Annotated in this window: 14 protein-coding genes; 4 read left to right on the forward strand and 10 right to left on the reverse strand. The window is 34.8% G+C overall.

Going from position 1 to position 13,676, the window contains the following annotated elements; genetic code table 11:
- Positions 1-21 precede the first annotated feature (21 nt).
- The 6 genes from NX902_RS19030 to NX902_RS19055 all read right to left on the reverse strand — a co-directional run bounded on the left by NX902_RS19030 (position 22) and on the right by NX902_RS19055 (position 7,403).
- Positions 22-894 (reverse strand): carbohydrate ABC transporter permease, encoded by an 873-nt coding sequence (locus NX902_RS19030; RefSeq protein WP_235850283.1) that lies wholly within the window; start codon positions 892-894, stop codon positions 22-24.
- Between the two features lie 38 nt (positions 895-932).
- Positions 933-1,832, reverse strand: coding sequence for a carbohydrate ABC transporter permease (locus tag NX902_RS19035; protein ID WP_095330434.1), 900 nt, complete (start codon positions 1,830-1,832; stop codon positions 933-935).
- A gap of 146 nt (positions 1,833-1,978) precedes the next feature.
- Positions 1,979-3,268 carry an ABC transporter substrate-binding protein gene (locus NX902_RS19040; protein ID WP_095330433.1) on the reverse strand — a complete coding sequence of 430 codons (1,290 nt, stop codon included), beginning with the start codon at positions 3,266-3,268 and terminating at the stop codon, positions 1,979-1,981.
- A 180-nt stretch (positions 3,269-3,448) separates the two neighbouring features.
- Positions 3,449-4,990, reverse strand: a complete 1,542-nt coding sequence (locus NX902_RS19045; protein ID WP_341123162.1) for a response regulator transcription factor — start codon at positions 4,988-4,990, stop codon at positions 3,449-3,451.
- Positions 4,991-4,994: 4 nt separating this feature from the next.
- Positions 4,995-6,746 carry a sensor histidine kinase gene (locus NX902_RS19050; RefSeq protein ID WP_123260627.1) on the reverse strand — a complete coding sequence of 584 codons (1,752 nt, stop codon included), beginning with the start codon at positions 6,744-6,746 and terminating at the stop codon, positions 4,995-4,997.
- 18 nt (positions 6,747-6,764) lie between these two features.
- A complete protein-coding gene (locus NX902_RS19055) occupies positions 6,765-7,403 on the reverse strand; it encodes a YesL family protein (protein WP_095330429.1) in 639 nt (212 codons plus the stop codon).
- Between the two features lie 235 nt (positions 7,404-7,638).
- Here NX902_RS19055 and NX902_RS19060 point away from each other — a divergent pair, with 235 nt between their 5' ends.
- The 3 genes from NX902_RS19060 to NX902_RS19070 all read left to right on the forward strand — a co-directional run bounded on the left by NX902_RS19060 (position 7,639) and on the right by NX902_RS19070 (position 9,146).
- Positions 7,639-7,833 (forward strand): spore coat protein, encoded by a 195-nt coding sequence (locus NX902_RS19060; RefSeq protein ID WP_095330428.1) that lies wholly within the window; start codon positions 7,639-7,641, stop codon positions 7,831-7,833.
- A 16-nt stretch (positions 7,834-7,849) separates the two neighbouring features.
- Entirely contained in the window at positions 7,850-8,143 is a 294-nt protein-coding gene (locus tag NX902_RS19065) for a spore coat protein (RefSeq protein ID WP_235850282.1), read from the forward strand.
- 181 nt (positions 8,144-8,324) lie between these two features.
- Positions 8,325-9,146, forward strand: coding sequence for an STAS domain-containing protein (locus NX902_RS19070; RefSeq protein ID WP_095330427.1), 822 nt, complete (start codon positions 8,325-8,327; stop codon positions 9,144-9,146).
- Positions 9,147-9,386: 240 nt separating this feature from the next.
- Here NX902_RS19070 and cdaS read toward each other — a convergent pair whose 3' ends face one another.
- Complete coding sequence (gene cdaS, locus NX902_RS19075) at positions 9,387-10,013, reverse strand: sporulation-specific diadenylate cyclase CdaS (RefSeq protein ID WP_095330451.1); 627 nt, start codon at positions 10,011-10,013, stop codon at positions 9,387-9,389.
- A 150-nt stretch (positions 10,014-10,163) separates the two neighbouring features.
- On the opposite strand from cdaS, the gene NX902_RS19080 reads away from it, so the two are divergent.
- Positions 10,164-10,706, forward strand: coding sequence for a hypothetical protein (locus NX902_RS19080; protein ID WP_341160913.1), 543 nt, complete (start codon positions 10,164-10,166; stop codon positions 10,704-10,706).
- 66 nt (positions 10,707-10,772) lie between these two features.
- On the opposite strand, the gene NX902_RS19085 is transcribed toward NX902_RS19080, so the two are convergent.
- The 3 genes from NX902_RS19085 to NX902_RS19095 all read right to left on the reverse strand — a co-directional run bounded on the left by NX902_RS19085 (position 10,773) and on the right by NX902_RS19095 (position 13,612).
- Complete coding sequence (locus NX902_RS19085) at positions 10,773-12,146, reverse strand: aldehyde dehydrogenase (protein ID WP_095330425.1); 1,374 nt, start codon at positions 12,144-12,146, stop codon at positions 10,773-10,775.
- A gap of 145 nt (positions 12,147-12,291) precedes the next feature.
- Positions 12,292-13,056, reverse strand: a complete 765-nt coding sequence (gene aroD, locus NX902_RS19090) for a type I 3-dehydroquinate dehydratase (protein WP_095330450.1) — start codon at positions 13,054-13,056, stop codon at positions 12,292-12,294.
- A 25-nt stretch (positions 13,057-13,081) separates the two neighbouring features.
- A complete protein-coding gene (locus tag NX902_RS19095) occupies positions 13,082-13,612 on the reverse strand; it encodes a shikimate kinase (RefSeq protein WP_095330424.1) in 531 nt (176 codons plus the stop codon).
- Between the last annotated feature and the right edge of the window lie 64 nt (positions 13,613-13,676).

Consider the following 13,676-nt stretch of genomic DNA (forward strand, 5'->3'; position numbering starts at 1 on the left):
TAAAGATTTCTTTTCCCAGTGCTATTTCAAGCCACTTGTACTGATACCTTCCACAATATACTTTTGGAATAAGAAAAATATCAAAATAACTGGTAATAATGAGACAACAGACATGGCAAACATTGCTCCCCAATTTGATGCTGATTCTGTATCTAAAAATAATTTTAAAGCTAGGGAAACTGGATATAATTCTGCTTTATTTAAATATAAAACCGGATTGATTAAATCTTCCCATTTCCAATAAAACGAAAAAATAGCAGAGGTAGCTAACGCCGGTGTTATCAAAGGTAATATGATGCGAAAGAAGATACTAAAGCGGCCGCATCCATCTATTCTAGCTGCTTCATCTAACTCTACAGGGATGGTACGAATAAACTGGACAATTAAAAAGATGAAAAAGGCATGCCCAAAAAACTGTGGAACAACGATTGGTTTAAAACTATTTATCCAGCCTATTTTGGCAAAGATGATATATTGAGGAATCATTAATACTTCATGTGGAAGCATCATCGTCACCATCATGCATGCAAACCAAAAGCTTTTGCCTTTAAACTGAATTCTCGCGAATCCATAAGCGATTAGCGCAGACGAAACTACCGCGCCAATGGTGGAAAGTCCAACAATAATCAAAGAGTTTTTAATAAAAGTACCAAAGGACTGTCCAGCAATTCCCTGCCATCCATCTGCATAGTTGGTCCAAATAAATTTTTCCGGAATAAGCGAATGAGCAGTAACAAAGATAGAAGAACTTTCTTTAAAGGAGCTCACAATTAACCATATGACAGGATAGAGCATGATAATAGCAATGATGCTAGTAATCAGATGAAAAAGTATTTTTTTCGGTCTGATTTTTTTCCTTTTCTTTTCTATTGTTGGCCTGATGTCTGGTTCGATAACATTATTTGTTGCTTGTTTAATTGTCTCCACCTTTATTAATCCTCCTTTGACTCGTAATAAACCCATAAGGATGATGTTTTAAATAGAATGAGTGTGGTGAGACCTACGATAATCAACATTACCCAGGCCATGGCAGATGCATATCCCATTTGGAAAAAGTTAAATGCTTTTTGGAATAAATAAAGCGGGTATAGTAAAGTACCATCTAAAGGACCACCCTCCCCTTTTGAAATAATATAAGCTGGTGTAAAAGTCATAAAGGCAGATATTGTTTGCATGACTAAATTAAAGAAAATAATGGGGCTTAAGAGTGGTAATGTGATTTTGAAAAATTTGCGAATGGCATTTGCGCCATCTACACTTGCCGCTTCATAGTATGTTGGCGGAATATTTTTTAGCCCTGCCAGGAAGATAAGCATGGAAGAACCAAACTGCCATACAGCAAGTAGAATCAATGTCCATAACGCGCTTGTAGGATCTTGATACCACAGAATTTTCTTATCAATCCCCATAAAGAACAATAACGCATTGATTACTCCTTCGTTTCCAAAAATATTACGCCACATAATCGCAACTGCCACACTACCTCCGATAATCGATGGAAGATAAAAAAGTACGCGGTAAATCCCTATTCCTTTCATGTTTTGGTTTAAAAGCATCGCTACAAATAAAGCAAACATTAAACGAAGAGGAACGCCTGCAAGTACATAATAAAAAGTAACACTTAATGATTTCCAAAACTTTTCATCTCCAAAGAACATTTCTTTATAATTACCAAGCCCTATCCATGTCGGGGTTGTAAATAAATCATAATTAGTAAAGGATAAGTATAAGGAAATAAGCATCGGCACAACGGTAAATGTCGTAAATCCAATAATAAATGGTGATATAAAAGCGTATCCGGATAAATTATCTTTTAATGCACGTGATTTCATTTCGAATCCAACTCCTTTCTAATCAGAAATAAAGCACGAATCATTCAAAATAGAACTTTTCGTGCATATGTTTTTTGCCTAGTTCAAGTTTTACATATTATGATTTAACGAAATTATGTGCTTCAATAGTGTGGTTAAGCAGCTCCCTATTTATTTCTTCCTAGAATTTCATTTGCTTGTTCTCTAAATTTCTTTGCCCCTTCTGCTGGCTTAATTTGTTTAAATAATATTTGATCAGAAACATCTTTCAGTGATTTAATTACTTCTGCGCTTCCAATTGGATCTGGCGGATCTGCCTCGGTTGCATGCTGTGCCGCAGCTTCCACATATTCGACAATTTTTGTTTCTGACTCGCTTAACTCTGGCTTGATTGCCTCAGATACTTCAGTAGAAACTGGTACCCCTCTTTCTCCTTTAATCAATTTATTTGCTTCCACATTATTCACAAAGTAATCAATAAATTTTGCTGCCTCTTCTTTTACCTTCGAACTTTTCGGAATAGAGAATAACATACTTGGTTTTAAGAATAAGGCACTTTCTTGTGCTGGAGGGAAGTTAATAGTAAGTGAATCATCGGTTAATTGAGAAAATGCTAAGTATTGATTAGAGTAATTCCATGTAAATCCAGTAGCACCTTTTACAATAAAGTCATCTTCCATCCCTTTTATTTGTGCTTGTTCATCTGGAGTTGGCGATGCATCTGCCTCGATTAAGCGCAATTGTCTTTCAAAGTAATCAATAAATAATTGATCATCCTTGTAAGCTAACCCTGTACCATCTTCCTTATAAAAACGCTCCCCTTGTGTTCTTAAATAATATGGGAAGAATACATCTGGGGGATGCATCCCATTCGAACCATAGATTCCTAGTTTTTCTTGTAGCTGCAAGGCTGTTTTTTCGTAGTCATCCCATGACCAAGTTTGGCTGTCAAACTCAATTCCAGCCTCTTTTAATAAGCGATCATTTGAAATAACAGATAATACGTTCACACCTGCAGGTAACCCATAAAGGCTATCATCAATTTTTCCTCCTGAAATATTATTTTCAGGAATATTTGCTGTATCTATTGTTCCATTTTCAAGATAAGGTGTTAAATCTTCCAATTGTCCTTTTTCTCCATACTGAGATAAATAGGCCATATCCATTTGAATTACATCAGGTAATTGGTTTGCTGCAGCCTGCGGAGCTAGCTTTTTCCAATAATCATCCCAGTTAGCAAACTCTGGCTCGATGTTCACGTTAGGATTTTCCTTCTCATACATCTCAATAACTTTTGTTGTGTAATCATGACGAGGCTGTCCACCCCACCACGCAAACCGGATGGTAATCTTGTCGCTGCCATTTTTTCCATCTGATTCGTTACTGCTAGATGCACTACAACCGCTAAATGCTGTTACCACAAACAGACTTAAGGCTAAAATGAGAATCTTCCTCACCAAATCCCCCTCTTCCTTCTTTATTGTAAGTGCTTTCATTATGATTCTAATTGTTATTATCACATGATGGAATATAAAAAATAGAGAAATCCTGTTTAAAAAACAGAGGTATTCATTTTAGAAAATCCATCAGTAAAAAAGCTCCTCATCTCTTCTTTCTCAAAGAGATGAGGAGCTTTTCTACCGTGCGTTCTTATATTCAGAAGGAGTATAGCCAGTATGTTTTTTAAATACCTGGCTAAAGTATTGCGGATTATCGCCGAATCCAATCATTTCTGCCAGTGTTAGTATTTTTACATCATCCGTCTTCTGAATTTCTTCCATTGCCTTATTCACTCTCATTTTCGTCACATATGTCGAAAACTTTTCCCCTGTTTCTTGCTTAAATAATTTGCCTAAATAATCTGCATTCATATAAACCTGTTTGGCAACCCACTTTAAGGAAAGGGCTGGATTGCTTAATTCACTATTAATTATTTCTTTCATTTGCTCGATTATATGCGACTGAGAAGATTTATGTTTTTCATAATAGATAAAGGTGATTTCCTTTGTATGATGGAGTAGAAACTCCTTCATGGCCTGAATACTATCCACTTCTAGTAAATAGGTGATTTTCCCCATATAGTCAGACAGGCTTTTTGCACAGCATGCTTGGATCATGGTGAGAAAAAGTTGAATAACATAGGTTCTTGTCAAATGAATTGGATCTCTTTTAACCGCAATTTGCTGGAATATATCGTCCATCTCTTGCTTTACTTTGTTCCAATTTCCTGATTTTATTTCTAAAAACAATGGTAAATCCCCAAATTCCAAGTTATTTATTTCCTGTTCCTGCTGAATATCTTTTTTTGTTATTATGCTTCCCTCTCCTAAATAAAAACGATGACTTAGACATTCAAGCGCTTCTTGATAAAGTTTTCGCGTTAATGTAATAGGACCTGCTCCACTCACGGCAACCGTCATATCCATTTCGTAGACAGCATAGAAATTTTTACGGATCTCTTCAATTCTCTCTTGTAATTCTTCCTGTCCATTATTTTCATCTACTAGAAACAATATATATTCTCCGATATTAGACGAAAAAATGGGTGATCCAAAAATGTCGCTTCCAACATTCTCTAACATAAATAAATGTTCATAGTTAAAATCTCCTTCGAGATGAAACAGCACAACACAAACTTTCTTATCTTCTAATCTAGTATGAAAAATTCTCTGATAATAGGCTAAAACGTTTTTTTCTGATTTTTTACTAGTAACAAGCTCTGTCAGCAATTGCTTTTTTACAAAAGGCTGCACAGTATCCATTTTCTTTTTCATTTCTAGCAAGTAACGCTTTCTTTTTTCTTTAATCCGAATTTCACTAATCGTCTGTTGGATCGCTTCCATAATTTTCTTTTCGTTACAAGGCTTTAATAAATAATGTTTAACTCCATACTCCATTGCTTTTTTCGCAAAATGAAATTCGGAAAATCCAGATAGAAGGATAAAATGGATAGAAGGATATTCCTTTTTAATTTTAGAAACTAACTCAATGCCATTTAATCCCGGCATCTTTATATCACTAATAACAATATGAGGCTGTAAATTTTTAATTAATTGATAGGCTTCTATCCCATTGGCAGCCTTACCCACGAGCCTTGTATGTAACATATCCCAGTCAATAATACTAGAAATGCCATCTAAAATGATTTTTTCATCATCTACTAGAATTACCCTATACATGTTCTCACCGCCATTTATTTGGAATAATTAGATGTACTTGTGTTCCTGTTCCTCGTTTACTTTTAATTATTAAACCAAATTCCTCACCGTATAGAAGCTTTATCCGTGAATCAATATTATAGAGGCCGATTCCAGTTCCTCTTGTTCTTACTTCCTGCTTTCTAACTTTTGCTAATAATTCCTCCTCCATTCCTGGTCCATTATCCTCTACTGTAATATGCAAATTATTTTCTCTAAGAACAGCATGGACCGTTATTTTGCAAGGCTCTATCATCTGTTCGAGTGCATAATGAATAGCATTTTCTACGAGCGGCTGAATCATCAATTTAGGTATATAGCAATTCTTCGTCTCTGGAGGTATCATTTTATGAAAAATTAAGCGGTCACCATATCGATATTTTTGTATTCTTATATAATGATCTACAATAAATATCTCCTCTTCTAACAGAACTGCATCATTTTTTGCACTAATGGCATTCCGCAATAAGTAACCCAATGACTCCACCATACTGGAAATATCAGTTTGCCGATTCATCTTTGCCTGCCAATTAATCGATTCCAATGTGTTGTATAAAAAATGGGGGTTTATTTGTGCCTGTAATGCTTTAAATTCTGTATCCTTAATTAATAATTGTTTCTCATAGTTTTCTTTGATTAATGTATTAATACGTTCAATCATCAAGATAAAATGATCAGTAAGAATGCCGATCTCATCTTTCGCTTGCATAGGCTGCAATGTATTTTTTATGGATAAATCTCCTTTTTGGACATTTTTCATCGCAGACACTAACTGTTCTATCGGCTTTGTCAGTTTACTAGAAAAAACGATTGCCATAAATAAAACAACTAAGTTCAGCAAAAAGAAAATCGCCAGCATAGTGTATTTTGTTGTTTGCACTTTTGCAATAATCGAATCAAATGACACAATATTCCAATAAACCCAGTTAACATAGGAGGAAGAAGTATGGGTAATAAAGTATTTCTGACCGCCTATTGACTGAATTTCATAGCCGACCTTCTGATTCGGCAAATAGGGGATATTTTCTATTTCTTTGAATATTCCTTTATAAAAGAATTGATTATCTTCTCCGCTAATCATCATATTACTTGTCACTTTATTATTTTCTGATACACTGTCTTCTACAATTTTATCTACATTGACTTGAATAAGGAGTGTGCCTAAATTATCTAAACTCAAGTTCTGATGGGTTCTGATTTTGCGAATAGCAAAGATCTTATTGCTGTCTGTCTCTGTTACCCACTGATTAGCTCCTTTTTTTCTTTCTCCTATCTCGATCCATTTCTCCTTTTTGTTCGAAATAATGGATGATGTATACCCGCCAGCTCGATATTCCCTCCCATTAGCATCAAATATATGAATCGAATGTATATATTTTGAAGATCCTACATACTCTGTCAGCAGATCCCAAAGCTGATTATCCAGCTGATATCGCTGATATGGATTGGAATCCAGCTTTATTTCCGATAATATGGTTTGAATTTTATTATCTGTCATAAGGGAAAAGGAAACTTCCTCAATACTTTTTAATTCCTTTTCTAGTTGCTTGGATGACATATGCAATGCTTCTGTTGTCTTTTGATAATATAATTGATCATATACATGAAAGGCATATTGAAATCCAATTAATAAAAAGGATAGAGAACCAACCATTATGAATAAAATGGTTAACGTCAGCTTTTTCTTTATTTTTAACTGTCGGTATTTATTTAAAATAGATAAAATGAAATGTTTCATCGTTAACCCCTTTTCCTTTTAACCAATCCTTTGTTGGGTCACTTTCTTTAAACGATGATCAATACTGCCAAAAGCTTTGCACGCCAGCCAGGTAATAACAAATGCAAGGGTACTAATACTAAAGAATAGAAGAAGCGTTATATGAAGTGATGCCAGAAAAGCTATACTAAATACAGCCATAAAGATTCCTACTGTATGGGCAGGCCGTAGAAATCCGATAACAAATGCATATTTTATGCACTGTAACAACTTGAGATCGTAGTATGTATAAACTGGTAGAAGATATAAAAAAGTCGTACTAAAAAAAAGAAATAATCCAAAAATAAAAAAAAGAAGAAGTGTTGTGGGGCCATCCAATATACCAATAATCCGAAAATCCAAATAAAGCAACAAAAAAATAAGCATGAAAATCATCCCAAGAATATTACCTTTCCACCAATCTTGTTTATAGCTGGCCCAAAATAGAGGAAAAATGCGGATATCATTTTCCCCATTCACCCATTTTTTTGTAATGGAAAACAGAGCAATACTTGCTGGCATCCATCCAAAAAATCCCAATCCTAAAACTGTAAAGAAGATCCATAGTAAATTTACATAAGCTAGTCGCGTTACCCATTCACAAAACTTATAGACACCATTTGTTAAACTGTGTACCAATCTCCCATCTCCCTTATTATATTTTTAACTATTGTACACTAATTTTGTAAGCCTTTACATATACTAGTGTAAAGATAAGGAAAATCAATCGAAAAATTTCTATAATATCCCAATTCTAGAAATAATTAACCGGCTCATTTCACTCCTATCGGATACGCAATTGGTTTAAATCTATCCAATTGCGGCTATATCAAGTACAGAAAAGACAAGTCCAACAGGAGGAGAAAGAGGAAACATGGCTTCTACTAAATTAGCAATACATGAAACGTTAGAATTACATGAAGTACTGACGTTAAAACAGAGTTGTCTAGTAAAATCCTATGCATTACAATCCCTGGTTGAAGATGATACTTTAAAAGCAATTCTAGATAATGATGTATCCAGTTCAGAGAAAGCAATCAAAGAACTGCAGCAAATTCTAAAACAATAAAGGGAAGGTGATTAGAATGAGTTTCATGGATAAATTAAAGGCCACTGGAAAAATGAGTGATGAGTTAATTGCTACGGAGCTACTGGTTTCTGCTAAAGCAACGGTAAGAACGTACGCCGTTGCCTTAACAGAGACAGCTTCTCCACAAGTAAGAGAAATCCTTAAGAAACAACTCAATGAAGCGATTGACAATCATGCTAAAATCGCCAACTATATGATTAAAAATAATATGTACTATGCCTATGATGTGGATAAACAATTAGAGCATGATAAAGAAAAATTAGACCAATCATTAGAATTAGTAAAATAAATAAAAAAAGGAGATAAGTGATATAGTCAGCTTATCTCCTTCTTTTTTAAACTTTAAATCAATATTTTAATATTTGAGGTTTAAATATGTTTATAATAGGGTAAAGATGTTTTATTAAAGACTATTATTTGTGTAGTTTAGTATTTTTCATACTTAAATTGAATCCATGGGAGTAACGAAAATGAACACAATAATGTACATAAAGGACGAATTAAAAAATTTCATTAATGAGAATGGGAACACCTTCAATCAAAAATTACTGACAGAAGCAACAAACGTATCGATAAAAATTACTGATATATTAAATAAAGGCAATATTGATTTATTAAAAAACGCCAAAAAATTGATATTTTACACAGTAGATCAACAAGAGGCAGATTTAATTTCTTTTGCCAAAGTAGAAGGAATTGCATGGGCTAAACACTCTTTGACCTTAGAGTTAAAGCTAGAATGGGTTCAAGCCATCAGAAGAACATTATGGCATTTTATCAGAATGATTGATGAGGATAAGGATATCATTCATAATCGCGAGGATTATTATGGCATGGAAAAATTATTTAATGAAAAGATAGATCAATTTTTAAATAATTTTTTCCTTAGCTATACGCATTATAAAGATGAGATGCTGAATAAACAAAGAAAAATGGTTGAACATTTATCTGTTCCCATTATTCCTATTAAACAATCTATTTCCGTCTTACCATTAATCGGTACCATTGACTCGTATAGAATTAAAGTAATTGAGGAGAAAGTTTTAAACGATATATCAGATTCAAAAATCCAAACATTAGTAATAGATCTTTCAGGTACAGCAAAAATGGAAATGGATGTAATTGATTATTTTGAAAAAGTATTAGCTGGTATATCTATGATGGGTTGTAATGCCATCCTTACTGGACTAAGACCAGAGTTAGTAAAAAAAATGGTGCATGCCGGTATTCATTTTGAAAAAAATGCTGAAACTAGAGGCACCCTCCAAGAAACCTTAAAGAATATTCTTTAAGGTTTCTATTGAAAATACTGTAGATAGTAATCATCTGTAAATAGTGATCTGAATATAAGTTGAAATTCAACTCTTCAACCTGAATACACCTTGCTTCCTAAGAGGCGAAGGCTCGTTCGCTTCATACTGAAAGGATTCGGACATTCTAACAGCTTCTATGGAGGGCGACCGTGTATTTAGGTTTCTTTATTTTTGAATGGTATTTCCCCATGCAAATTTTTTAATTCTACTCCTATACTGCTAGGTTATATTTATCTCACCTGGCTGAATAGGATATAATACTCCATCCAATGTAAACGATATTCTCCCAGTTTCCTCTGATACAACAATCACTAATGCATCTGATATTTCACTTAACCCAATGGCTGCTCTATGTCTTGTTCCTAATTTATCCTTGCCGTTAAATTTACTTGCAGTTGGAAATATATTGCCTGCAGAAATAATCGAATCCTCTTCGATTAACACTCCCCCATCGTGCAATGGGTTTCCAGGATAAAAAATTGCTTCTAGTAAAGAAGCAGATAATTTTGCGTGTAAGGGGATTCCAGAATGAATCAATCTGTCTAAAGAATCCTTACGCTTAATAGCTATTAACGCTCCATGTCGTTTATCAGAAAGAGCTTGGGCGCTAGCAGTAAGGATTTCTAAATTCTTAGTATATGGCTTTAAATATAATTGTAAATAAAATGTAGCTGCACGATGATGAATACTTTTAAATAACTTATTTACTTCCTCAAAATCGTTTAAAATACAGCAATCTTTTTCATCCAGCGTATTTTTTAGTTCGCTAAGTTCCGCCTCTAAATCCTCCAATAATTGATGCATCTCCTGATTAAACTCATTAGGTAAATGGTTGTCTCCTTCCATACCAACACTCCCTTTTTTTGTTACCTTGTCCAGCTTTAATGAATTTATACAAGCAAGATAATCATTCAAAGGGTTTTGCATGATTGTATTCCCTTTTCGCAAATGATAGACTGATAGTTGAATATTACTTAGGGAGGCAAAATTTTACATATGAAATTTTGGACTTGGACTATTATAATTTTACTATCTGTTACCGCAATAGGAGTTTCTTCCTATTTTATTTTCCAATCATTATTTGACAGCAAATCCCCCATGCAGAAAGAAAACGACCGTCCAGTTGTAAAACAAGCTTCATCGGAGACAGAAGAAAGCTTTGATAAAGAACAGGTCAATACACCAGTCAATGAGGAAGTGGTTGTTCTGGCAGATGGCACAAGTGGACACACCTTTATTTCTAAATGGCATAATTTTTATAATGAAACATTAGGTTGGGGCAGACTGGAAACAACAAACTATGATAAACAAAAAGAAGCAGCTTTATCCATCCTTGAGGCTATAAAGAATATAAAGGTTAACAATGAGCAAATTAAGCAGGATATTAGTGATATTAGCACAAATGCTCAAATAGTGGCAGAGAAAGATGATCGTGTCGCCATGCGGAATCTGCATCGCTACTTCCACGATTTAGATATTTATTTTAATGGCTATAATTATGAGCAGACTTTTGGAATTACTGAATTTAGAGGGAACTAATCTTTAAGAAGTTCCACTCTCTTTCAGTTTTTTATATACATGTCATTGGGGTTCTTCACTTCATTATTATTTAAGTACTTTGCGAATTACCTTCTCTTTCCTTTTCGTGTATGGTGGAAAAAGAAACGGAATATCTACTTTAGTACTTTTCCTAAGGATACTTTTTTGATGAGAGAATGTTTTAAAACTGTATTTACCGTGATAAGCTCCCATTCCCGAGGCGCCTACACCGCCAAAAGGCAGACTAGGCGGGACAATGTGGGTTAACACATCATTAATACAAACACCTCCTGATGATAGGCAACGAATCACTTTTGCTTCTGTTTCCTTATTGTTTGTAAAAAGGTAGAGTGCTAACGGTTTATCCAGCTTCCTAATCGACTTCATTGCTTCATCTAGATTTGTATAAGTTAAAATAGGCAAAAGCGGTCCAAAGATTTCTTCTTGCATTGTTGCGGAATCCCACGTAGCATCCAGTAGCGTGGGTTCAATAAAACGTGTATCTCGATTGTTCTTCCCGCCAAAAAGGATGGTCTTCCGATCAGCTTCTAGCATTGCTATTAAACGCTGAAAATGTCGATCACTCACAATTCGGCCAAAGTCTTCTTTATCTTCAATCTCTTCTCCAAAATAGTTCCCTAGTGTCTTTTTCATTTCAGCAATCAAGGGTTCTTTAACTGACTCATGTACCATAATATAATCTGGTGCTACACATGTTTGTCCGGCATTTAACGTTTTTCCCCAAATAATACGTTTGGCCGCTATATTTAAATTTGCAGTCTCATCGATGATTACTGGACTTTTCCCACCTAATTCAAGCGTTACAGGTGTTAAGTGCTGAGACGCTGCTTCCATCACAATTTTCCCTACCTTCGTACTGCCTGTAAAGAAAATATAATCAAAATTAGCCTGTATCAATGCTTGATTCGTTTCTATCCCCCCTTCTACCGCACTAATATAGGCAGGCTCAAAGATATTATTTATCATGTCTGTTACAACAGCTGAAACTGTTGGTACAAGCTCTGAAGGCTTTAAGATCGCACAATTTCCTGCGGCGATGGCCCCAATTAAAGGCTCGATTAATAATTGAAAAGGATAGTTAAATGGACCGATAATAAGCACCGTTCCATATGGCTCATATACAGTTTTCCCCCTTGAAGGAAATAGACTCCATGTACTTTTTGCTTTTTGGGGCTTCATCCATCTCTTTAAGTGTCTCTTTGTATGACGAATACTCTGAAGTACAAAGCCAATTTCAGAGGCATAGGATTCAAAAGGATGCTTTCCCAAGTCTTTCTGCAATGCCTTTATAAGAAGAGGTTCTTTTTCTAAAATAGCATTTTTTAATTTTTCCAGCTGTTCTATTCGAAAAGCAAGGGGCAATGTTGCTTGCGTCGAAAAGAATGAATTTGTTTGTTCTAATCTTTGATTTACTTCCATTTTCTATTTACGCTCCCTTAATGGGTATTATTTTAATGATGAGTGTATCAAGTAATTCTTCCTATAAGCAAGTTTAAAAAAACACAGTTAAAAAATAACAACAAGGATTTCGTATAAGAATGATGTTTCTTACACGAAATCCTTGTTATAAGCTTTTATGTAGAACATTTAAAATAGTTCTCAACTCTTCTAATGGAATTTGTCCTGGTGCAGATGCCTTATTTGCTGCAGCAAATGTAATTGCAGACCCAAATACTTCTCCTGCCATCCTGCTCACAGCTCCTTTTCCTCCCATTGACATCGTGACAATCGGTTGATTGGGGGCTTCTTCCTTCATCGTAACAGTCGCATCTAATAATGCTATAACATCCTTAACTGATTTTGGCATGACCGCAATTTTGGGAATATCAGCACCTAGCTGGCGCGCCATTTGTAGGCGTGAAACAATTTCTTCCTTAGATGGTGTTTTGTCAAAATCATGATTAGATACGACAACGGCAATTTGTTTAGAATGGGCCATATTTACAACTTCTTTAATGGCTTCCGCCTCCATGAATAACTCTATGTCTAGTAAATCAATCAGTCCTGTTTCTAGCACACTTTTGTATAACGAGAAATATTCTTGCTCCTCTATTTGTCTTTCGCCCCCCTCTTTTGCTGTACGAAATGTAAATAGTAAAGGAATATTGCCAATTATTTCTCTTACTTGCTGCAGCATTTCTATTACCCTTTTTTTATTATTTATTTCTGTGAAATAATCTGCACGCCATTCAAGGATATCTATCCTCAGCTCCTTTAAGGCTGCTGCTTCTTCCCTTAGCTCTTCTTTTGTTCTACCAATAAGAGAAACACAAATTTTGGGGATTCCTTCTCCAATAATAACCTCTCTTACCTTTATGCTTTTACTCACCATTTTCCCCTCCAACAGCTTTCTTCTAAGTAATATCCAAAGAATCTATAATAGTATCAACAGTTTCCTCTACCTTGTTTCCATCGGTTGTGACTTTCAGATGGTGGTTCCTATAAATTTCTTTTCTCGCATTAAACAATACCTTTATTTCATCTTCAGTCTTTCCTTGCAGTACAGGTCTACTATCAATAATAAATGGGATTCTTTTTTTCCATGCCTCAAAGGACATATCGATATATATAACAATCCCCTTTTCTAGACAAACATTGCGAATATCTTCTTGTAGAAAAGCTCCTCCTCCAAGCGAAATCACTTTCCCCTTCTGTTCCGATAACGCCTTAATTAGTTCTTTTTCTTTTTTTCGAAAAAAAGCTTCTCCATAATGGCTAAAAATTTCTGGAATGGTCATGTTATACTTTTCTTCTATCTGATGATCAACATCCGCAAATTCGCGCTGAAGCTTTTTCGCTAATTCTTTTCCGATCGTCGTTTTTCCGACTCCCATAAACCCTATTAAAAAAATACTTTTCTCTTTCATTGATTCATTCTGCAGCATGAAATGAAGCCCCCTATAACTATATCCGGCAAAATCTTTCTTTTCATTATAAGGGAAATCGAGT

This window comes from Niallia sp. FSL W8-0954, from assembly GCF_038005605.1.
Classification (GTDB): domain Bacteria; phylum Bacillota; class Bacilli; order Bacillales; family Cytobacillaceae; genus Niallia; species Niallia circulans_A.

Bases quoted from the DNA above. Each gene is read 5' to 3' on its own strand.
- NX902_RS19035 (WP_095330434.1), bottom strand. From the start codon at position 1,832: ATGAAATCACGTGCATTAAAAGATAATTTATCCGGATACGCTTTTATA.
- NX902_RS19045 (WP_341123162.1), bottom strand. From the start codon at position 4,990: ATGTATAGGGTAATTCTAGTAGATGATGAAAAAATCATTTTAGATGGC.
- NX902_RS19050 (WP_123260627.1), bottom strand. From the start codon at position 6,746: ATGAAACATTTCATTTTATCTATTTTAAATAAATACCGACAGTTAAAA.
- NX902_RS19060 (WP_095330428.1), top strand. From the start codon at position 7,639: ATGGCTTCTACTAAATTAGCAATACATGAAACGTTAGAATTACATGAA.
- NX902_RS19065 (WP_235850282.1), top strand. From the start codon at position 7,850: ATGAGTTTCATGGATAAATTAAAGGCCACTGGAAAAATGAGTGATGAG.
- NX902_RS19070 (WP_095330427.1), top strand. From the start codon at position 8,325: ATGAACACAATAATGTACATAAAGGACGAATTAAAAAATTTCATTAAT.
- cdaS (WP_095330451.1), bottom strand. From the start codon at position 10,013: ATGGAAGGAGACAACCATTTACCTAATGAGTTTAATCAGGAGATGCAT.
- NX902_RS19080 (WP_341160913.1), top strand. From the start codon at position 10,164: ATGAAATTTTGGACTTGGACTATTATAATTTTACTATCTGTTACCGCA.
- NX902_RS19085 (WP_095330425.1), bottom strand. From the start codon at position 12,146: ATGGAAGTAAATCAAAGATTAGAACAAACAAATTCATTCTTTTCGACG.
- NX902_RS19095 (WP_095330424.1), bottom strand. From the start codon at position 13,612: ATGCTGCAGAATGAATCAATGAAAGAGAAAAGTATTTTTTTAATAGGG.